Below are 20,589 nucleotides of genomic sequence, written 5' to 3'. Positions count from 1 at the left end.
CACTCGATGAGGGGCTCAGTCATGGAGATCACTGAATGCCGTGCCGCAGACAACGTCATCTTGACACTAAAGCAGCCGATGAACGCGCGACGCACACGCCTGCTGTGCGGTTATCTGCGCCAGATCAATCCGCCGGCCGAATATTTGATCCTGGTCGAGGAATGGACGGCGCAAGCCCATTACGTGCAGTTCAACCAAATTACAGGGTGCGTGCGCATCACCAAAAAACTGAGGCCACGCCCGGCCTGAGCATCTCCTCATGAACTTGCGCCCACGCGCCATCAGCGTAACGCTGGCGATCGGCTTGCTCACTACCATGGGAGTGGCACAGGCAGAACGCGCCCTCATCGAGCCGTCGCAGATACAAGAAGCGATAACGATTGAAACAGCGATCGAGGCTCAAAGTGCCACAGCCGCCCCCACCGACACCGCTTGGTATGCCGTCCTCAAAGGCAGTACGCCCGTCCTCATCACCGCGCCCCACGCCACGAAGCCCTATCGAGAAGGCAGCTATCGTTTTTCCGACGGCGCAGGCACGGCGGCGCTGGCCAAACTGCTCAATACCTTAACCTGCGCAACGGTCATTTATACCCAATACCACAGCCCATCCGACCCCAACTACTACGACGACAATGCCTTCAAGGCCGAAGTCGCCGAGCTGATCAAACAGCACAAGCCCAAGCTATTGATTGACCTCCACGGCAGCAGCACCTCGCGCCCCTACGATGTCGACTTTGGCACCATGGAAGGGGCGTCGTTGCTGGGCCGCACGGATATCGTCCCTTCCTTGCGCAAAGCGTTGCGCAAGGAAGGGCTTCGCAACTTCTCAGACGACTACTTCCCTGCCGCCAAGCATCATACGCTCACACGATTTGCCTCCTCTCTTGGCGTTCCCAGCGTTCAGCTGGAAATCAACAGCACTTGGCTGCTTCCATCGCAGGGGGATATCTATGCCCAACGTTTCTCCCAATTGCTGCAAGGCCTTACCCGGTACATTCGAAATACAAATGACACTGAAAACGGTGCGTGTCGAGCGGGTGGTGTGTGATCGCTGACTTATGGGCGCTCATCGCTGATAGCGGTTGCGGCGACACTTCCAACCTTGCTTGGGTCTCTCTTCGTCTGGCGCTCTTCAAGCAGGGTCCTGGGCAATACAAACCCTTCAAAACTGCGCTGGGTGATTGGGTTATTAGCTTTCTCCGCCCCAATCCGATAACGCATCAACCCATCGGCGACAGAAAAAGTCAGGTCCACGCTGGTGTCGGTGCGGCCATTGAGGTGCCCACGGCTGAGTAGGCGGAACAGCGACCACGGCCCGCGATAGCTCAGGCTGGCGGTGTTGCCGGTGCTGTGCACCAGGGTCAGTTGGCTGCCGTTGGTGTTGCCCAGGCTGTTGGGCCAGACCAGCCCGATGCGTTGCGGGGCGCCGTGTTGGTACGGGATAAGCTGGCCGTCGACACTGAGCATGCTGCTCAGGCGGGTGGCGCTCAGGGCCAGAGGTTCGATGGTGAGTTGCACCGCGAGGTGGCCGCGATGGTTGAAGAAGGTATCGCGGATGCGCTCGATTTTTTTCAGCTGTTCCAGCACATCGCTGCGCACCAGGTAGCCGCCAAGGCTGTCGGAGTAAAGCGCATCGAGGTTGTCTTTGAGGAACACGTTCAGGTACTGATCGTGGAATTGCTGCAAGCGTCCTTGTGGACCGAAGAAGGCCTCGAAATCATCCAGCGACGCATCCTCGCCACTGGCCTTGAACGGATAGCGGCCCGCCAGACGCTCGCGGTAGAAGCTGTAGATTTCGCTGTCCCAGCGTTTCTCCAGCTCGCGCAGAGCGGCAATCACCAGTACCTGAGACGTCTGGTCGGCAAGCTTTTTGACTTGCTGGTTCAGCGGTTCGGGCAGGCCCACGGCAACACGTTGCAGGTTGGCGATGGGATCGGCACCGCCCAGGGAGAAGCGGTTAAGCACGGTTTTAAGGGCGGCTTTGCCGGGGTCGGGATTGTCGTGCACGGCTTTGGCGTAGTCATAGACGGCGCTGACCGAGCGCAGGGTTTCTTCGTAGTAAGACGGCTGGTCGCCTCGTGCGGTGATCAGTTCTGAAAGACTGGAGAATGCGCGCCGAATCCCGGCCGCCTGTTGTTGCCCCTCAGACACCTTGTCGAGCTTGAGCGGCGCTTGCCCTTCAGCCAAGGGAACGGTCGGGTAGATCACGCTGTTGTCGCGCAGGGTTTCCAGCAAGCGTCGTAGCGGCGCGGCCGGGCCGGTGACTTGCTCCAATACCGCCACACCGTGGCTAAGGTCATCGAAGTCGGTCACTGCAAACTGGTTCAACGCCCGCCGCCAGCTGTCCACGTAGTCGGCGCTGTACAGGGCGCGGATACGCTGGGTCAGCACGTTGCGATCTTCGTCGGAGTAGTCCAGACGTTGTCGTTCGCCCAGTACCCACTGGTCGATCATTGCCAGTTCGATGATGCCCTCGGTGCCCGGTTCGAAATAGTCCTTGAAGCCCTTGGCGGTGAGCAGCGGCGGCAATTGCAGGCCGCTGCCCGCTTGATCGGTGTTCAGCGGACGGTAGACGATATCGAATGCCGGGCCGACCTCGTTGCGCAGGTCCAACGGGCGATGCAAACGTTCCAGAGCGTCCTGTTTGAGGCTCATATAGACCCGTTCGGCCATGGGCAACTGGCGCAGTTGCTGCTGCACTTGGGTAATGCGTTCGCGGTAGTGCGGCAGGTCGGCATCGGCGTATTTCAGCGCGTAGCCCAGGTGCCCCATCAGATCAGCCTGCAGCTGGCCCTGACCGGGATAGGCACGCTGCCATTGCTTGGCAACCCACTCTTCGACGATGGCCGCACGGCGGTTGGGGCGCTCTTCGAGCATACGGTACACGCGCAAGGCCGCCAGTTGCTTGTTGCTACCGGCGGGCGCCGCGTTGATGGCGTCGAGCACACCGCTGGCAATCGCCGGCAGGAAGCGCTTGGACAACAGATTCAGGTAGGCTTCGTCTACGGTGGGGCCAATCGCCCTGCCCTGGTACAACCCCATGTCCGACAGCAACGGCCAGGCTTGGCGGTAGTCGCCATAGACCAGCACCGCATCACGGATCTGGTCCAGGGGCAGCAACAGGTTGCGCCCGGTGGGGTCGACCTTGGCGTCGATATCCCGCTCACTGAACTCCTGGCTCTTGGCCAATACGTTGGCCGCCTTGTCGCGGTTGATATTGAAGTAAAACTGCCAGGTGCCGATGGTCACCAAACATCCCAGGGACGCAACGCTGAACCCCGCGATCAACAGCCGCCGCTTGCTGCGGGCCACCTTGATGTTGTCGCCCGCCAGCCCCGCTTCGGGGTAGATCACCCGCTGGAACAGTTGCTGGGCAAAGTAGATAACCGTGCCACCGGCCGGTTTGACCTCCGGTGGCGGTGGCGGCAGTTGATACGCCTGCCCTGCTTCTTTGATGAAAGCATTGCTCAGAGTGCCCTGCTGCAACACCGAGGAAAAATACAGCCCGCGCACCAACGCGGGTGTGGTGAACCGATCACTGCCAAGCATTTCAGTCAGGAAACCAAACAACGCGCGGCGCAAGCCCGCCATCTGATGCATCAGCGCCTGCAAGCGATCACACTCATCCAACGTGCGCGCCTCCCGGGTGCTGTTGAAAACCTGTTCGCAGAGGCAATCGACAAAGGCTTGATATTGGCGCGTCAGTTCCGCCAGCCAGGCATCAAAGTCATCCACCGCGTCCAGGCTGAACGTGAAACCCAGCAGATCTTCGCGGCCACTGCGCGATAACCTGGCGAAGAATTCTTCGAAGCCTTCCAGCAGGTCGAACTTGCTCAGCGTCACGTACACCGGCAAGCGCGTGCCCAATTGCCGCGTCAGCTCAAACAGCCGGGTGCGCAGCAGGTTGGCATGGGCCTTGCGTTGTTCGGGACGTTGCGCCAACAAGGCCTGTATATCAATTACCAGCACCACGCCGTTCAATGCCCGACGGCTGCGGTTACGCGTCAGCCAGTCGAGCAGGTGCGACCAAAGGCGCGCATGAGTGCCGGTGGGCAACACCGGCTTGAACTTGCCCTGCTGCTCGACGTTTTCAGCCGGTGAATCCGGGTGGCTGAGAAATTCACCCGGTGGGTCAATCAACACCGCCTCGTCCCCGATCCACCAATCCACCGGGTAGGCCAGTTGCTCTTCCTGAGCCCTGACCCCAGCCTTGGTCACATGAGACAACGAAAAGCTCTGGTTGGAGCGGGTGATCAGACTGGTCTTGCCGGCATTCTCCTCACCGAGCACCAGGTACCACGGCAGTTGATACAGTGAACGGCGGCGCTCCATATTATTCAGCAGGCTGCCCAGGCTGCGGTCCAACGCCCGCTCCTGCGCCTCGATATAAGGCAAGCAAGGGTCGGCTTGCACGGCAGCCTCATGCTGGCGTTCAACCTGCAAACGCTGATAACGCTCGCGCACGCGCCACGCCCAGATCAGCAGCGGCACCACGATCACCGCCACACTGGCCGAGACCCGCATCGCCCACTCGGCCAACGGTTGGCGCTCACGCCACGTCCACTGCGGGCCCAGCCACCAGATGGCGACCAGCAAGAACATCACCCCCAACAGCACCAACACCGGCCATGCCTGGTTGAATTGGCGCAGCACCGGCAGGCCCCAGCGTTTGAGGTAACCCCAGACTGTTTTCATGAATTGCTCCTAACGCTTTTTTAGAGTTCGTTGCTTACACACGGTGAACGCATCCCTGTTGCTCCCGCTGAACCACGCCCAGGGACATGGCTTGGGTTTTCAAAGCTGGCGATAAATTCATGGAGGATGCGTTTGCTTTCAGCAGCCTCCTTGACACTGGGGCCGCGAATGTTGGCCTCAGGGTCCGGTCTGGGCGCGACCGCGCCGTAGCGGATGCGTACGGATTTGAGGATTGCGTCCCACACGGCCATGGCTTCGTAGTCGGTGAGCGAGGGGTTGACGGGTTCTGGTGACGCGGGTTGTTGCCAGAGTGGGAGTTCGTAGCCTTTGTTGGCGAATTGGGGAAGGGTCCAGCGCACCAGGTCTTCGGGTTCGTTGGGATCAACTGACTCTCCTTTCATGCCACCCGCCGACAAACGGATGCTCATGCCAGGCCGAGCCAGCGAAGGATTGTCCCGGTAGTTTTCGCTCACAAAGAGTATTTGACGGTGAGTGTCATCGCTGAAGCCGATCAGGGACTCTTCAGCTTGCATGCCGGCCAACGTAATTTTCCTTGCCCGCAAATTTTCGTAATCCCCTGCGAGAAAAATTTGCCCGTCTTTGGGGGTGCGCACGTGCAAGCGTTCTTCATCATCAGGCGACAAAGCGTTGATATAGATACTCAGCGAGACATCTGAGGCTGGTGGGCTAAAGTCGAAACTAGCGATCTCCTGATCGTGATGACTGCGAATGACAATGGAGTCCAGTGCAAAGCCAGCGCCTGCGGTTTCAGGGGTGACTTTGAAGATCTCTTTTGAAAGTTTTAACAGACGATCTTCAACAGGAGCGGTATTACCATTGAAGGAGACAGCGCGGAGCATGACGTAGGCGTCGCCCACCAGCAGATGGAATTCGTGCACGAATGTATCTGGGACTTCGGTGCTCTCAAAATACTGCAGCCATATCTTCTGCGGGGTTTCGAGCCTTGCTGAAACCAACATGGATGCGTCCTGCTGCTCATCATTTTTGACAGCCGCGATTCGACGTGCACGCTCATTCAATGCGGCATCAAACCGCTCCTGCGTCACGTTCTCTCCCAACACGCGTACCTCAACAGACGCATGATCGGCGCCCAGCCCGTAGTAGAGCTTCACGTCGCCGCCACCACTCCAGTTGGCCGGCAAATCAATCAAACCTCGGCCCAACGCCCAGGTGCGCATGGTGCTGGTCAATTCGTGCACGGTTTGTTTCTCCTGTTCACTGGGTTGTTTGAAGGCGGCGCAACCCGTGAGCAACGCGACCGTCAAGCACATGAAAAGAAGCTGGGGGGCTTTAGGATGAAGGCGGCCAAAAGAAAGCCGATGGGCGCTATTCATTGATCGCTATCCCCTGGTAATGACCTACGTTTTTCCAAGCTGGCAATGAACTCATCGAGGATGCGCTTGCTTTCGGCAGCTTCTTCGGCACTGGGCCCGCGAATGTTGGCCCAGGGGTCCGGCTTGGGCGCGACCGAGCCGTAGCGGATGCGTACGGATTTGAGGATCGCGTCCCACACGGCCATGGCTTCGTAGTCGGTGAGCGAGGGGTTGACGGGTTCCGGTGACGCGGGTCGTTGCCAGAGAGGCCGCTCGTAGCCTTTGTTGGCGAATTGGGGAAGGGTCCAGCGCACAAGATCCCTGGGTTTATCAGGATCTATGGCGGTACGCTTTTTTCCGCCTGCCGATAGGCGAATACTCATAGCTGGACGGCTTAGGGATGGGTTATCTCGATAGTTCTCGCTGACGAAAAGTATTTGACGATGTGTGTCATCACTGAAGCCGATCAAGGATTCTTCGGCTTGCATTCCGGCTAATGTGATTTTGCCTATACGCAGTTGTTCATAATCGCCTGCGAGGAATATTTTCCCGTCTTTTTGGGTTCGAACATGCAAACGTTCGCCATCATCAGGTGATAAGGCGTTGTAGTAGACGTTCAGCGATACGTCTGAAGCGGGGGGGCGAAAATAGAAACTGGCGATCTCATGGTCGTGATGACTGCGAATGACAACCGGCCCAAGTGCAAACCCCGCGCCTGCGGTTTCAGGGGTGACTTTGAAGATTTCCTTCGACAGCTTTAAGAGTTGGGCTTCAACGGGATCCGTATCGCCTTCGTATGATTGAGCCCTGAGCATGACGTAGACATCATCGATCAGCAGATGAGACTCATGAACGAATGTTTGGCGGCGTGTTGCCTGCTTGTAGTACTGCAGCAACGTTTCCCTGGGTGAGACAAATTTTGCCGACACCAGCATCGACACATCTGAATTCTTATAGTTCTTGACTGCCGAAATCCGACGTGACCGCTCATTCAAGGCTGCATCAAATCGCTCCTGCGTCACGCGCTCCCCCAAGATCAAGACCTCAACGCTTGAGTGATCAGCTCCCAATCCGTAGTACAGCTTCACATCCCCGCCCCCCGTCCAGTTGGCGGGCAAATCTATCAGCCCACGGCCCAGCGCCCAGGTGCGCATGTTGCTGGTCAATTCGTGCACGGTTTGTTTCTCCTGTTCACTGGGTTGTTTGAAGGTGGCGCACCCTGCAACCGATCCAAGCAGCAGGCATGTAAAAAATACGGTCAGCCTGCGCATAGAGGCCTCTTGGCTTTCGCCGCGATCTTGATCAGGGAGTAGAGGGTGAATTGCTGGGTGAGCGGGCTGGCGTAGGACGCTTCATGATCGAAACCCGGTGCCTGCACTTGCTGGCGGACAGAACCCTGGCGGACCTGCCTGATCGGCGCGCGGCCGGAGCTCACCGGTACGGTGCCGTCGCCAGCGCCGTCCTGCATACGGCAATGCAGTTCCCAATAGCTGGTCTGTACGGTCTTTACTGGCGCATTGGGGTCACCCCGTGGGGGCATTACGCTTTCGGCTTGCCCGCCTACGTACAACGGGCTTCGCCCGTCGTCACGCACCTCATGCATTTGCAGGCTGGACACCGTGAAAGCATCCGGGCTTGAGGCATAAGGGCCATTGAGGCGAGACCCACGACGCATCTCCCAGGTGATGGATTCGAAACTGGGGTGCTTATCGTCGTTGCCGTAGTAAACGTAGGTTTGAGGGTGGTAAGACCCAGCAATATCCTGGTGAAACTCTTTTGCGCTCCGGATGTTATTCGCGAAATCTTTCCAAGTAATCGGATCCCCATCCTTCGGTGCCAACCACTCTTCACGCAACAATCCCCACCAGCGGTCACGGCGTAGATAAATCTCTTCGTAAGGATCCTTTACCGGTTGACGCGGCATAGCCGGGGCTCCGCGCTCGTCAATCAGCCGCAGCCAGCCCGGGGCGTAGTCCTGGGTGGGCAGCAATTGCAAGGCACCGGGTGCCTGCGCAAATACAGCGGTGACCTCCTGGCCGGTGGGTCCAATGACCGCGCCGGCAATGGGGTCTTCGTCGCGCATCCCGACCTTGCAGCGACGGTAAGCGACCGGCGCCCCGATGGCGGGCATCACGCCGTGCACGACGCCGGCAATTTTGTCGGCCATACCCGGTAGCTGCGCGCATCGCCGTGCCACCAGCCCGCCCATGGAGTGGGTAACCAGAATCACCTGTTGGCAGTTGCGACCGTACTGCTGCATGAGTTCATCAATACGCACAGCCAGCCTTGAAGCGGCCTCCTCGTTGGAGTCCAGCCAGTTATAACCACAGGCATGCACCGGCATACGGTAGCCACCACGCGCCGCCAACTCGTCCGAAATAATCGACGGCAACTGCGCCGCCAGGTTAGCGCCCAACCCGGGCATGGCGATGGGCATTTCAGGTTTCAACTCGGTGACTTGAACTGGGCCGGGCTCGACACTGCGGGTGTGCAGATGCTCAGGCCGAACGTCGAACTGCGGCCATTGGTGAGGCAGGAACTGGTTGTTCAGAGTTTCTTCCAGCCAAAGAAGAAACGCGTGATAGCTGGTTTCGCTGACTTCGCCCCATCCGCGCTCTCTATAACGCTGGGTCAAGGCCAGGGCAGCCTTTTTCCTGTCCCGTTCCGGCTGGGTAATGACCGTGCCTACGGCTAGTTTGGGCACCGCTCCTTCGTTATCTACTTCCACCTTGTCAGGATGCAACAAGCGTTGCCGCACTCCTGGCTTTTTGTTGAACCAATTTGTGGCCAACCATATGTTCTTACCCATAAACCCGGCATCCAACCGCCAGATAGGCACCCCCTCCTCTCCCGAATCTTCACTTTCCTGCTCCGCAGGCTTGCTCTTCAAATTCGACCCCATAATCCCCGGCACAAAAATCACCGGCAGCACCCCGTCCGGCGGCAATATGCAGTGCACCGGGTCGGTGATATGGCTGGGCGTGAGGGTCCAGGTATGCACGGGGTTGCCCCGCGCGTTGTAGTGCATGGGGGCGACACGGGGCGTCGTCGGGCTATCGGTCATGTGGGGTCTCCGTTTTCTAGCCATTCCAATGTCAACCCTTCCAGCGTCATGCCCTGTTGCAGGGTGACGTAGCCTTCGCCATCAGTGCGGCCTTCGAAGCGTGCGCCGTCTTTGCGAACCAAGGCGTAGGCACGGTTGCGCATGGGTTGACCGTTGAAAAAGGGTTGAAAGCGTTCGTTGAACGAGGTGCTGGGCCAGCTGTTGAGTTGCGTCGCGGCATGGCTGGGGTCAATGAAGTGTTTGTTCGCAGCCTTCACAATGAAATCGCCGGGCATGCCCAGCTCGATATTGCCGCCCTGCATCTTGATGTAGGCCCCACCGCACAGCAGGGTGATGTGTTTGTCCGCCGCCACCAGCACGTGTTGCTGGCTGGCGCTGATTTCCACGCTTTGATCTGCTTGCACCTGGATGCTGTTGTGCTGGGCCTGCAGCAGCAGTTGACCGTTCTGGGCGATATGGCGCATGTCACCGCCCTGGGCGAACAGGCCCAGCTCGTCGCCTGCGTTAATCACCACTTTTTTACCGGCGGTCAGTTGCAGGTTCTGTTGCGCGACGCTGTCGATGTGTTCGCCTGCGCCTATGGCAATGCTGCGGGATGTGGCGGCAGCAATACCCGCGGGCCCGCTCAGGGCGATGATGGGCTGCGCGCCATTGCCCGTGCCGTTGGGCTGGTCATTGGCACCCTGCCCCAGGGTGTTGACGGCCTCGGTGAGCGCCTGTTGCGGTTGCCAATCCTGGGCAATGCCTTGGGCAACCTCAGCCGAACTGCCTAACTGCTTGGCCAACGCCAGGGCGGTGTGCAGCACCTCAATGACTTGCTGGCGCTCCAGGTGGCCCGCAGCGGCCTTCAGTTGCGCTTCAGCAGTCAGCAATAAACCTTTTGCTGCGCGCAATGCGCCATGCCCATCCGTACGTAACTCAAACCCCTCCCCCCTGGGTTTGCCGCCACCGTAATGGCGAGGATGAGTGGGGTAACCCAGATGCAGCGCGCTGTGCTCGTGATCACTCATCAACGCCGCGCTGATTTGCGCCGTGGTGTCGTCAATGCGCAGCTCATTGGCGCGGGTCCCCTTGAATTCGCGACTTTTGGTTGTCGCTACGGCGTTGAGCTTAGGGAGCTCGTAGGGCGGCAAATTGGTCTCGCGATAAGTACGGCCGGTGGCGATGGGCTGGTCAGGATCACCGTCCAGATAGCTGATCACCAGCTCCTGACCCACACGTGGAATGGCCATGGCGCCCCAGGTCGCGCCAGCCCAGCCTTGCGTGACGCGGATCCAGCACGAGCTGTGGTCGTTGTTTTTGTCCGAACGATCCCACGGGAACTGCACCTTGACCCGACCCCATTCGTCGCAATAAATCTCTTCCCCTGGCGGCCCAACCACCGTGGCAATCTGCGGGCCGTCGATGCAGGGTTTGTCGCGCAGCGGGGCTTTCCAATCCGAGGTCCAGCGGATGGCGCTGGCGGTCATTTCATAAGAAGTGCCGTGGTCGCTGCCGAACGCCTCTTCCTGCAAGCTGGTGTGCTGTTTGCCTTCGTGGGTGATGGCGATGGTGCGCCAACGGTCGTTGAAGTCTTCGCGGGGATGCTCGTTGAGATCGAACGCCAGTCCCGGTTGCAGGCGTGCATCGTCACCGGCCAGGTGCGCCAGTTTGGCGTCATTGCGCAGAGCGGTGAGGCGCGTTTTGGTGAAAGGCTTGCCGGCGATGTCGCGTTTGTAGCGGCCGGGGTAGTCGTAGCGTTCGTAGTCCTTGTGCTGGTTTTTCAACTCCTGATCGCCGCTGGCGGTGTGTTGCTGGCTGTAGCGCGGGTGGGTGAAGGTGTAATCGCGCTGTACCTGCACGGCGGTGCGTACCTGTTCGGTGTAGTGGAAGCGGGTTAACGCCGGTTCCGTGGCATCACCCCCCGCCATTGGCTGATAGATCACTGGGCAATCGGTATGGGTCCCAATGGTGCCCAGGCCACCAACACGGTCGGTGAGGACGAGGGTGTGGCCGTCGGCGCGGTGTTCGAAGGCGTAGAGCAGGCCCTCTTCGGCGGCGAGGCGGCTGATGAAGGCGAGGTCGGTTTCACCGGCCTGTACGCAGTATTCGCGTCGTTGATGCTCAAAGCAGATTTCGCTGCGGATGTCGGTCAGTCGATGCTCGGTAAGTATGTTGGTGATGATCTCGGGTACGGTTTGGCCCTGGAAGATGCGCCAGTTGGAACGCAGGTCGAAACGCGCCAGGGTCGGTTCGACTACGGCGGTATAGCGGGTGCGACGAAAGCCGGTGTCGCCCTGGGTGAACAGGCTGACCAGGCCGTGCACGTAGCGCACTGGGGCTTCGCCGCGCCAGATCGTGAACAGCCCCGCCAGGTCGAGCACGTTATTGAAGTCGATGGCGGCGTTGTGGCTGGCCAGTTCCAGGGTGAGCTTGAACGGCTTTGACAGGCTTTCATCGAGCTTGAAAGAGACCACGTCGAAGGTGTCGCCTTTCAAGGGCTCGAAGGTAAAACGCAGGTCGCTTTGGCGGGGCACGTGACTAGTCCTTACGTTCACTGATAATGGTTGCCACCTTCTGATACAACTCCGGCTCCCACCCCTGCGCCGTGGTCTCGCGCATCAACCGTGCAACGTTGGCGTACAGGTCGTCCGCCAGCCACGACAGGCCACGGGATGCCAGCAGGTCGGCGGCAATCACCGTGGCGTAGCTGCGCTGGCGCGGGGCCTCATGGGCGGCGTGCAGTTCCTGCAGGCGCAGCAGCACCCGCTCGACGCCTTCAGTGTTGAGTTGAGCGGCCAGCTCGTCGCGCAGGCCAGCGTATTCCTGCACGGGGCTGCCCGCCGTTTGTGCCTGGTCCGCGCCGGTGATCCAAGCCTGGGTCTGTGCATCCACGAACGGCGTACCGTCGCTGAAGCACAACTCCAGCAAGGCCGGTAAACGGCAGACAAAACGTTCGCAGGTTTGGCGAATGGCGCCGGCCACCTCTTCCATCGCCAGACGCGAGGCGACATGGGCGGCGAGGTAACTGCCGCGCAGCCAGTACGGCGAGGCGCAGACGCTTTTTTCGATGCGCAGTAACAGATTCGGCTCAATGGCGTTGTGGTTAAGCGCGTCCTGATAACCGTCGACGATGTCTTTGGGCACGGCGGTCAGTTCGGTGCGGCGGTCTCGGACGATTGAAGGCGCGGTGCGCAGATGCGACCACAGACCGAAGCGGCGCAACTGGTAGCCGGTAGGGTCGTAAGGGTCTTGCTGGTTGATCTGCTCGGCCATGTTCAACACCGCACGGCGTTGTTCACGTTCGTTACTGGGCGCTTGCGGTTTAGGCGGGCTGAAAAAGGCTGCGTCCAGAGCGCCGCTGGCGGTGGGCGTACGGGCAGGCGCGTTCACCGCGGCCGGCTCGCTGTATTTGTCCAACTGCCGTTGCAGGGCATCCAACGCTGTGGGGTCGAGCTTGGCGCTGTCGACGCACTGTTGCAGGCTGGCCAGCGCCCGTTGCGCCGCTGCTTGGTAAGCCGGTTCAAAACTGCTGCGCTCCAGGGCCGGCAGCACCTGGCTCAGGTCCTCCAGCAGCCGCTGCACCTGCTTGCGCTTGTTCAAGTAACCGGTGGGGCCGGGTTTGGGGTAGGCGTTGTCCCAATACTGTTCGACCATGCCCGCAATCAGCCCGAGGGCATCGGCCCAGCGCACCCACTGGCGGGTACGCAACCAGACCACTTGCAGATGGCCGACAATGCGCCAGTGCTTGCACTGGGTCGCCAGGTAGTCGCGGGAGGCTTCATCGATGTAGGGCCAGTCGATATCGCTCTCGCGCAAGCCGCCCAGCTTGACCATCTCCTGGTCGATGGCCTGGTAGGTTTCGTCCTCTACATCGAAATCCCCGGCAGGTTGCCCGGGGTCGATGGGGGCCAGCAGCCGCTCGACGATGTCGACCGGAACGTCGATCACCAACGACATGCCTGGCGCTCCTGTTCGATCAGCTCGCCCAGCCCCTCGGCATCAAATACCAGACCGTGCAGCCTGGGATAGTCGCTCTCCAGCCGCAGGCGCTGGCCACCGCCCATATTGCGCAACAGGGAAATCGCCTGCAGCCCGCGCCCGGCATCGACCACCAGGCCGGCGTCGTCCAGCACTTGCCATTGATAGGCTGCGGAGACGGGGCGCTCATCCTTGAACAGTTGAATGCGTATTTTGTTGGGCTTGGCCGGTTCATCCAGCACCAATTGCAGGCGCGAGATTTTCGACTCGCAGCTGATGGCCAAATAGGGCCTTGGCGGCAGTGCCCCCAAGGCCGGCGCCGAGATCACCAGCCGTGGTGGCTGGTCGTTGTCCGGCGCCGGGAATGACGACAACAGAAAGCGCTGGTCTTCGGGCGGGCGCCTGGCCTCATTACGTTGGACCAGATCGACAATCGGCAACACTTGGCCCAGGGCACGTGACGGCGCAGGTGGCTGATGAATGGGCGTGCCGGCCGCCAGATCAAAGCACTCCAGGCGCTTCAAGGGCGAGACGATCGCAGGGCAATCTTGCGCCATCGGCAGCGCATGTATGTGCGGGGCAGCCAGCATCGCACATAGCCCCCCTACCCAGCACCAACGTTGCCATCCTTTGCGCATCAACGCCTCCCCCAGATTAATAAATTCAACTTTTACTATTGAACCAAGGCGAGCACTCACCTTCGAACGCAGCAACTTGGCATGAACTTAATATAAATAACCAAGAGACAAGTTACAGGCATCAATTTTCTGCAAAAAAACTCAAATACCAGACACGCCCTTCGGACATCCAAACCAACTATCGTACGAATTTTCCACACAACAAAATAAACATTAAACGAGGATTTTTCTTACATCCCGAGACCACGAAACGAATCGACTTCGTCCGACATGACTTTTTACGAAACATGAGCTTTAAATAGCGCCACCTTCAAAAAAGGATTTTTCCCATGTCGAAGTCCCAAAGTTCTGTCGCGCCTAAAGAACGCATCAATATCAAGTACGTACCGGCCACAGGCGACCAACAAGCCGAAGTCGAGCTACCGCTGAAGTTACTGGTCACGGGCGACTTCAAAGGCCACGGCGAACTAAGCGCTCTTGAAGACAGACCCTCCATTCGGATAGATAAAGACACCTTCAATGAAGTCCTTACCAAAGCAGAAGTTGCCTTGGACATGGCCGTCCCGTCGGTACTGAATAACGATCACGACACCGACTTGAATGTGCAACTTCAATTCAAAACCATCAATGACTTCGGCCCTGACGCCATTGCTCGCCAAGTACCCGAGCTGAACAAGTTGCTGGAACTACGCGAAGCCTTGGTTGCGCTCAAGGGCCCCATGGGCAACGTACCTGCCTTTCGCAAGCACCTGCAAAACCTGCTGACCGATGAAACCGCCCGCCAACGCTTGGCCAGCGAACTGAACCTGGTGCTCGACGCGCCAAACAACTGAGTTCTTTTACGTCCATATGGAGTAGCCCTTATGCCTAGGGAAAGTAGTGCCGCCCAAGTGCTGGTCGCCGATGAACAGCCGTCCTTGCTCGATCAACTGCTGGCCAACACCACCATTCGCCCGTCCCAGGAAGGCTATGCCGTGGCCCGCCAAGGCGTGGCTGCGTTCATCAGCGAGATTCTGCAAAGCGGTGATCACGAGCAGCCGGTCAACAAGCACCGGGTCGACCAGATGATTGCCGAGATCGACCGCGCGTTGAGCAAGCAAATGGACGTGATCCTGCATCAGCCGCAGCTCCAGCAACTGGAATCGGCCTGGCGTGGGCTGAAACTGCTGGTGGACCGCACGGACTTTCGCGAAAACATCAAGCTGGAAATGCTGCATGTCACCAAGGAGGAGTTGCTGGATGACTTCGACAACGCCGGCGATATCACTCGCAGCGGCTTGTACAAGCACGTCTACACCGCAGGCTACGGCCAGTTCGGCGGTGAGCCGGTGGGGGCCATTGTCGGCAACTACACCTTTGGTCCCAGCTCGCCGGACATCAAGTTGCTCAGCTATGTAGCCTCCATCGGCGCCATGTCCCATGCGCCGTTTGTGTCGGCGGCCGGGCCGGAACTGTTCAACCTCGAAGGCTTCCAGGGCCTGCCCGACCTCAAGGAGATCAACGATATTTTCGACGGCCCCCGCCACACCAAATGGCGCGGCTTGCGCGAGTCCGAAGACGCTCGCCATTTGGCCCTGACGCTGCCGCGCTTTCTACTGCGCACGCCCTACAGCACTGAAGACAATTCGGCCCGCAGCTTCGGCTACAACGAAACCGTCGACGGCAACCACGACAACTACCTGTGGGGCAACACCGCGTTCCTGATGGCCTCACGCATCACTGACAGCTTTGCCCGCTACCGCTGGTGCCCGAACATCATCGGCCCGCAGTCCGGTGGTGCGGTGGATGACCTGCCGGTGCACCTGTACGAATCCTTCGGCCAGTTACAGGCCAAGATCCCTACTGAAGTGTTGATTTCCGACCGCAAGGAATTCGAGCTGGCCGAAGCCGGTTTTATCCCGCTGACCATGCGCAAAGACAGCGACAACGCAGCGTTCTTCTCGGCCAACTCGGTGCAGAAACCCAAGAACTTCCCCAAGACCCGCGAAGGCCAGGAAGCCCAGACCAATTACAAGCTCGGCACCCAGTTGCCGTACCTGTTCATCGTCAATCGCCTGGCCCACTACATCAAGGTGCTGCAACGCGAGCAGATCGGTAGTTGGAAGGAACGCCAGGACCTGGAAAGCGAGCTGAACACCTGGCTCAAGCAGTACATCGCCGATCAGGAGAATCCGTCGACCGATGTACGCAGCCGTCGCCCCTTGCGCGCCGCAAAAATCGAAGTGCAGGACGTCGAGGGCAACCCGGGCTGGTACCAGGTGTCGTTGGCGATACGGCCGCACTTCAAGTACATGGGCGCCAACTTCGAAATCTCCCTGGTCGGTCGGCTGGACACCCAATAAATGCGCGGCGCCAGCCTGTTCGAACGCCTGGAACCCGATGCACCGCGCTACCGCCAAGGCTGCGCGGATGAGCAGGCGCACCAGCGTGTCGAGGCGATCAAACGTCACTTGGAGCAGGTGCTCAACTCACGCCAGGGCTGCTCACAAAGCAGCCCTGAACTGGGCCTGTGCGACTTCAACGGCGTCACCCAGGCCAGCAGTGATCTGGTGTTGGCCATCAGCGCTGATATCCGGCGTTCGGTGGAAGCGTTTGAACCGCGCATCAAGGTCACTGGCGTGCGCTATCAGCCCGACCCGGACCTGCCGCTGGAGCTGAACTTTCGGCTGGATTGCCAGGTGCAGGTCAACCACAAGGATGAACAGGTGCAGATCGAAGTGGCCATGCACGGCCGCGACGGCTACACCCGCGTGAGATGAGGATGCGATGGACTTGAAACAACGCTTTGCCGAGGAGTTGCGCTACCTGCGCGAACTCGGCCGCGAGTTCGCCGAGGACAACCCGCAACTGGCGCAGTTTCTTGGTGATCAGGCCGGTGACCCGGATGTGGAGCGGCTGCTGGAGGGCTTTGCCTTCCTCACCGCCAAGCTGGGGCTGAAGATCGACGACGACTTGCCGGAACTGACCCATCCGCTGTTGCAGATGCTCTGGCCCAATTACCTGCGGCCCCTGCCCAGTGCGACCATCATCCGTTTTACACCGCTGCCGAATGCAATCAGTCAGCGCAAGGTGATTCCCAAAGGGACGCGGCTGTTTGCCAACCCTGTGGACGGCATTTCCTGCGAGTTTCGCACCTGCACCGACGTCAATCTGTACCCCTTGGCGTTACACGCCGTCAGCGATGCCCACAGCCGCGAAGCCTCGACGCTGCGTATTGACCTCAACGTACTGACCCAGCAACCGCTCGACAGTCTTGAATGCGACCAACTGGACTTTCACTTGGGCGGCGACAATGCCACCGCGCTGACCCTGTACCTATGGCTGGCCCATTACCTTAAAAGCATCACGCTGTACGTCAACAACACGCCTTATCGTCTCAACCCCGACGATCTGGGCTTTCCCGGTTTCACCCCCGACGAGGCACTGCTGCCCTACCCGCGCAATGTGTTCGATGGCTACCGCATCCTGCAGGAATATTTTGTGTTCCCGCAGCGCTTCCACTTTTTCAGCCTGACCCGACTTGCCAAAGTCTGGCCGGCCGTCACCACCGGGCAGATTCGCTTCGAATTTCAGTTCTCGCGGCCGATGCCGGTCAATACACACCTGCGCACCAGCGACCTGCATCTGTTCTGCGCGCCGGCAGTCAATCTATTCCGCCACGATGCCGAGCCCATCATGCTGGATGGGCGCAGCCAGGAACGCCGTATCAGCCCCACTGGCATCCGTCAGGATGCGTATGAAATTTTCAGTGTCGACCACGTGGCCGGTTGGGACGCCGCCGACAAGGAACGTAAAGGCGATCCATTGCGGCGCTTCACCCCGTTCGAATCGTTCCAGCATGAGATCGAACATGCCCGGGGCCGCACGGCGCTGTATTTCCGCACGCATATCGAGGAGTCCCACGGGCGAGAAGGCTTGCGTCATCGCATCGCCTTTGTGCGCGGCGATGAAAGCCTGTATATCGGCGAAAACGAAGCAGCTTCGATCGAATTGACCTGTACCAACCGCGACCTGCCGCAGAGGCTCGGTGTCGGGGATGTGTCGCGGTCTACCGAGGCCACACCCTCGTTTGCCACCTATACCAATCTGATTGCGCCAACGCGCAGCTACCGACCGGTGTTGGACAGCAGCCTGCACTGGACGCTGATTTCCAACCTGTCGCTCAACTACCTGTCATTGCTGTCGGCCGAGCCGCTCAAGGCGGTCATCCGTGCCTATGACTTTGCCGCACTGCACGATCTGCAACAGGCCCGCGCCACCCGCAAACGCCTCAACGGCATCCAGGATGCGGTAACCAAGCCCATCGACTGGCTGATGAAAGGCCTGCCGGTACGCGGCGTGCAGACGCGCTTAAAACTGGACCAGGAGGCTTTCCTCTGCGAGGGCGAGCTGTACCTGTTCGCCAGTGTGCTTTCGCACTTCTTCGCCCTGTACGCGAGCATCAACTCCTTCCATCGACTGGAAGTGATCAATACCACTAACAACGAGCGCTACGAATGGCCACTCTTGACCGGCAGACAACCCGTGATCTAGCTGACCTGCTGCTGGCCGACGCGCGGAACTATTCGTTTCACCGTCTGCTGGAGCACCTCCACGCCTTGCATGGCGATGACCTGGAAGCACGGCCCCTGAGTGATGCGGTGCGCCGTCGCGTACGCCTGCAAAGCCATGCGGGGCTGGGTTTTCCGGCCTCGGACGTCGTGGAAGCCGCACGCATTGAGGAAGATCACGAAGAAGTGCGCTATCGCTTGCAAACCAGCTTCTTTGGCCTGCACGGTACGGATTCGCCACTGCCCGGTTACTACCTTGATCGCCTGGCCTACGAGCAGGCCCAGCAGCGCGGCATTCGTCCGGCGTTCATGGACTTTTTCAATCATCGTTTGCTGACGCTGCTGCACACCAGCTGGCGCAAGTACCGCTACTACGTTCGCTTCCAGGCCGAGGCCACCGATCGTTTTTCGCGTTACGTTTTCTCGATGGTCGGCCTGAATGACAACGACCTGCGCGGTACCACCCCGCTGCCATGGGGCCGATTGCTGAGCTTTGCCGGTTTGATCGCCAACCGCAGCCGCTCGCCGTCGGTGGTGTCCGGCATCGTCGAACATTGTTTCGACCTGCACGGCGTGCATATCCGTGAGTTCGAGGCCCGCTCGGTGAGTTTTGCACAACGCCAGCGCCTGGCGCTGGGCAAAGCCAACGGCACCCTGGGCAGCAACTTTGTGGTGGGTGATCGCAGCAAGACCCGCGCCAGCAAGTTCACCCTGGTGATTCCCAACCTGACCCAGGCACGCTTTCGGCAGTTTTTGCCCAGCGGCGATCAGTTCGGGCGCTTGCGCCAGTTGATGGATTTTCTGCTGCGCGATGCCACCGCCTACGACCTGGAACTGGGGCTACGCGAAGAAGATGTACCGCCGTTCAACCTGCAACGCGCCAGTGGCACTCACCTGGGCTGGACCAGTTTTATCGAGCACCAGCAACAACGCCATCGCGCCGTAGTGCGGATTCGGGGGCGCGCATGAAGCTGACCCTGGTTATCAGTAATCCCGCGCAGTTGCTGCACGGCTATCTACCCAGTCACCGCTTTGGTCCGCAGGGCGGCAGCATTGGCAGTGCCGCAGCGAATTGGCGTCTGGTGGATCGTCAGAACAGTGTGCGGCCTAACCACTGCGATATCCGCGTGGTCGAGGGGCGCTTTTGTGTGATCGACCGCAGTGGCTGCACCTACGTCAATGGCCATGATCTGCCGGTGGGTTGCGACAGTGCGATAGCACTCAACGATGGCGACTTCTTGCAAGTGGGCGCCTATCGAGTGGCCGTGCAGTTTGGCGAACATGCGCCAGGGCAACGCTCGCTCGAAGCGCTGTTCAGTGGCCGCCCGGATGGCCTGCTGGAGTGGCACCTGGAGGACGTAACGAACCTTCCACTGGCCGAAGTTGCACCTGTGGTTTGCCCGGAATTCGAACGCCTTTGCCAACCCGTTGATTTAAGCGAGCAAGGCGATCCGCTGCGAGCGATGCATAAAGCGCCGCCGCCCAAACCGCTGGCGGATATTAGCGCGCCCGCACACAAGCGCAGCTTCAGCCTGTTCAGCAACCTGCGCCTATGCACCTTGTTGTTGGCCTGCCTGGCCCTTGGCGGCTGCACCATGCTCGGCAAGATCGGCCAGGTGATCTGGACCCCTTCTATCCCGATCGGCGGCCCCGACGATCAGCCCAGCCGCTACTCCCTCAGCCTGCACGCCAGCGATAACGTCAACCCGCGCCTGATCAGCACCGGCACCGCACCGGTAGAGGACGAAAACCGCTCGCCTTACACCCTTAACGTTCAGGCCGCCAGCCCGCAGGCGCTGACGGACAAAGTACAAACCCTGCTCAACCATCTTTACGAAACCGTGCCAGCGCAATCGTTGCTGACCGTTGAGCCCACGCCTGCGGAGCAAATGTCGCCCATCGAAGACGCGCTGCTCGGCGCTTACGACGCCCAGGGCGTGAGCCTGACCACCCCATGGGGCAGCCCGGCGCTGGAGCATGTCGCCACGCCGATCGCCTTCAAGGTGCTGCAACTCACCGATGACTCGCTGCTGGTCAACGCCAGCTCCGAAGCCCTGGCCGAGGACCTGAAAAAGACCTTGGGCAGCACCTACATTCGGGCCGACGACTACCTGCTCCAGCCCGGCCAATTCAAGTTCATCGACCTGCGTGCCCTGGATGAAGACACGCGTTTTATCGCGGTGATCGCCAACTACCACAGCAGCGACGTCGGCCAGTGGAAACAGCGCCTGCGCGTCGAGCCCAAAGGCCGCCAGTACGCAGTACTGGTGCAGCTGGACGCCACCCAGGTCAGCCTCAAGGGAGAAACCCGATGACGCCCCTTTCAGCCGCCTTTGCCCCGAGTAATT

The 20,589-nt window shown here is 59.7% G+C and carries 15 protein-coding genes; 8 read left to right on the top strand and 7 right to left on the bottom strand.

Annotated elements, in window-relative coordinates; genetic code table 11:
* Positions 1-21: 21 nt before the first annotated feature.
* Positions 22-249: a hypothetical protein gene (locus TX23_RS22545; protein ID WP_057704089.1), complete on the top strand. Its 228-nt coding sequence runs from the start codon at positions 22-24 to the stop codon at positions 247-249.
* 10 nt (positions 250-259) lie between these two features.
* Positions 260-1,048: an N-formylglutamate amidohydrolase gene (locus TX23_RS22540; RefSeq protein WP_057704088.1), complete on the top strand. Its 789-nt coding sequence runs from the start codon at positions 260-262 to the stop codon at positions 1,046-1,048.
* Positions 1,049-1,056: 8 nt separating this feature from the next.
* On the opposite strand, the gene tssM is transcribed toward TX23_RS22540, so the two are convergent.
* Genes tssM through vasI form a run of 7 tightly spaced genes read right to left on the bottom strand, consistent with a single transcriptional unit; the run spans position 1,057 to position 13,691 of the window.
* Positions 1,057-4,695, bottom strand: a complete 3,639-nt coding sequence (tssM, locus tag TX23_RS22535; RefSeq protein ID WP_057704087.1) for a type VI secretion system membrane subunit TssM — start codon at positions 4,693-4,695, stop codon at positions 1,057-1,059.
* A gap of 20 nt (positions 4,696-4,715) precedes the next feature.
* Entirely contained in the window at positions 4,716-6,050 is a 1,335-nt protein-coding gene (locus TX23_RS22530; protein WP_244885976.1) for a T6SS immunity protein Tli4 family protein, read from the bottom strand.
* Positions 6,047-7,300, bottom strand: a complete 1,254-nt coding sequence (locus TX23_RS22525) for a T6SS immunity protein Tli4 family protein (protein ID WP_057704086.1) — start codon at positions 7,298-7,300, stop codon at positions 6,047-6,049. The genes TX23_RS22530 and TX23_RS22525 overlap by 4 nt, the downstream gene beginning before the upstream one ends.
* Positions 7,288-9,093 carry an esterase/lipase family protein gene (locus TX23_RS22520; RefSeq protein WP_057704085.1) on the bottom strand — a complete coding sequence of 602 codons (1,806 nt, stop codon included), beginning with the start codon at positions 9,091-9,093 and terminating at the stop codon, positions 7,288-7,290. The genes TX23_RS22525 and TX23_RS22520 overlap by 13 nt, the downstream gene beginning before the upstream one ends.
* Positions 9,090-11,609, bottom strand: coding sequence for a type VI secretion system Vgr family protein (locus TX23_RS22515; RefSeq protein ID WP_057704084.1), 2,520 nt, complete (start codon positions 11,607-11,609; stop codon positions 9,090-9,092). Before TX23_RS22515 ends, TX23_RS22520 begins: the two co-directional genes overlap by 4 nt.
* Before the next feature lie 4 nt (positions 11,610-11,613).
* A complete protein-coding gene (gene tssA, locus TX23_RS22510) occupies positions 11,614-13,032 on the bottom strand; it encodes a type VI secretion system protein TssA (RefSeq protein ID WP_057704083.1) in 1,419 nt (472 codons plus the stop codon).
* Entirely contained in the window at positions 13,020-13,691 is a 672-nt protein-coding gene (vasI, locus tag TX23_RS22505) for a type VI secretion system-associated protein VasI (RefSeq protein WP_244885975.1), read from the bottom strand. The genes tssA and vasI overlap by 13 nt, the downstream gene beginning before the upstream one ends.
* Positions 13,692-14,020: 329 nt before the next feature.
* Between vasI and tssB the strand changes: the two genes are divergently transcribed.
* The 6 genes from tssB to tssJ are packed head-to-tail and all read left to right on the top strand — an operon-like array spanning position 14,021 to position 20,556.
* Positions 14,021-14,524: a type VI secretion system contractile sheath small subunit gene (gene tssB, locus TX23_RS22500; protein WP_032892393.1), complete on the top strand. Its 504-nt coding sequence runs from the start codon at positions 14,021-14,023 to the stop codon at positions 14,522-14,524.
* Between the two features lie 30 nt (positions 14,525-14,554).
* Positions 14,555-16,033, top strand: a complete 1,479-nt coding sequence (tssC, locus tag TX23_RS22495; RefSeq protein ID WP_057704082.1) for a type VI secretion system contractile sheath large subunit — start codon at positions 14,555-14,557, stop codon at positions 16,031-16,033.
* Positions 16,034-16,450, top strand: a complete 417-nt coding sequence (tssE, locus tag TX23_RS22490) for a type VI secretion system baseplate subunit TssE (RefSeq protein WP_057704081.1) — start codon at positions 16,034-16,036, stop codon at positions 16,448-16,450.
* A gap of 7 nt (positions 16,451-16,457) precedes the next feature.
* The gene (tssF, locus tag TX23_RS22485; RefSeq protein WP_057704080.1) at positions 16,458-18,224 is read left to right on the top strand and encodes a type VI secretion system baseplate subunit TssF; all 1,767 of its coding nucleotides are present in this window, start codon (positions 16,458-16,460) and stop codon (positions 18,222-18,224) included.
* Positions 18,188-19,210: a type VI secretion system baseplate subunit TssG gene (gene tssG / locus TX23_RS22480; protein WP_057704079.1), complete on the top strand. Its 1,023-nt coding sequence runs from the start codon at positions 18,188-18,190 to the stop codon at positions 19,208-19,210. Before tssF ends, tssG begins: the two co-directional genes overlap by 37 nt.
* Positions 19,207-20,556: a type VI secretion system lipoprotein TssJ gene (tssJ, locus tag TX23_RS22475; RefSeq protein WP_057704078.1), complete on the top strand. Its 1,350-nt coding sequence runs from the start codon at positions 19,207-19,209 to the stop codon at positions 20,554-20,556. Before tssG ends, tssJ begins: the two co-directional genes overlap by 4 nt.
* The last annotated feature ends 33 nt before the right edge of the window (positions 20,557-20,589 follow it).

The organism is Pseudomonas paralactis, assembly GCF_001439735.1.
Lineage (GTDB): Bacteria > Pseudomonadota > Gammaproteobacteria > Pseudomonadales > Pseudomonadaceae > Aquipseudomonas > Aquipseudomonas paralactis.
The sequence above is the reverse complement of the archived record's forward strand: the minus strand, read 5'-3'. Positions and strand labels throughout refer to the sequence as shown.

Coding starts and splice junctions, on each gene's coding strand:
- tssE (WP_057704081.1), top strand. CDS start 16,034: ATGCGCGGCGCCAGCCTGTTCGAACGCCTGGAACCCGATGCACCGCGC.
- tssM (WP_057704087.1), bottom strand. CDS start 4,695: ATGAAAACAGTCTGGGGTTACCTCAAACGCTGGGGCCTGCCGGTGCTG.
- tssA (WP_057704083.1), bottom strand. CDS start 13,032: ATGTCGTTGGTGATCGACGTTCCGGTCGACATCGTCGAGCGGCTGCTG.
- vasI (WP_244885975.1), bottom strand. CDS start 13,691: ATGCGCAAAGGATGGCAACGTTGGTGCTGGGTAGGGGGGCTATGTGCG.
- tssC (WP_057704082.1), top strand. CDS start 14,555: ATGCCTAGGGAAAGTAGTGCCGCCCAAGTGCTGGTCGCCGATGAACAG.
- TX23_RS22530 (WP_244885976.1), bottom strand. CDS start 6,050: ATGAATAGCGCCCATCGGCTTTCTTTTGGCCGCCTTCATCCTAAAGCC.
- tssG (WP_057704079.1), top strand. CDS start 18,188: ATGGCCACTCTTGACCGGCAGACAACCCGTGATCTAGCTGACCTGCTG.
- TX23_RS22545 (WP_057704089.1), top strand. CDS start 22: ATGGAGATCACTGAATGCCGTGCCGCAGACAACGTCATCTTGACACTA.
- tssB (WP_032892393.1), top strand. CDS start 14,021: ATGTCGAAGTCCCAAAGTTCTGTCGCGCCTAAAGAACGCATCAATATC.
- TX23_RS22525 (WP_057704086.1), bottom strand. CDS start 7,300: ATGCGCAGGCTGACCGTATTTTTTACATGCCTGCTGCTTGGATCGGTT.
- TX23_RS22520 (WP_057704085.1), bottom strand. CDS start 9,093: ATGACCGATAGCCCGACGACGCCCCGTGTCGCCCCCATGCACTACAAC.
- tssJ (WP_057704078.1), top strand. CDS start 19,207: ATGAAGCTGACCCTGGTTATCAGTAATCCCGCGCAGTTGCTGCACGGC.
- TX23_RS22540 (WP_057704088.1), top strand. CDS start 260: ATGAACTTGCGCCCACGCGCCATCAGCGTAACGCTGGCGATCGGCTTG.
- tssF (WP_057704080.1), top strand. CDS start 16,458: ATGGACTTGAAACAACGCTTTGCCGAGGAGTTGCGCTACCTGCGCGAA.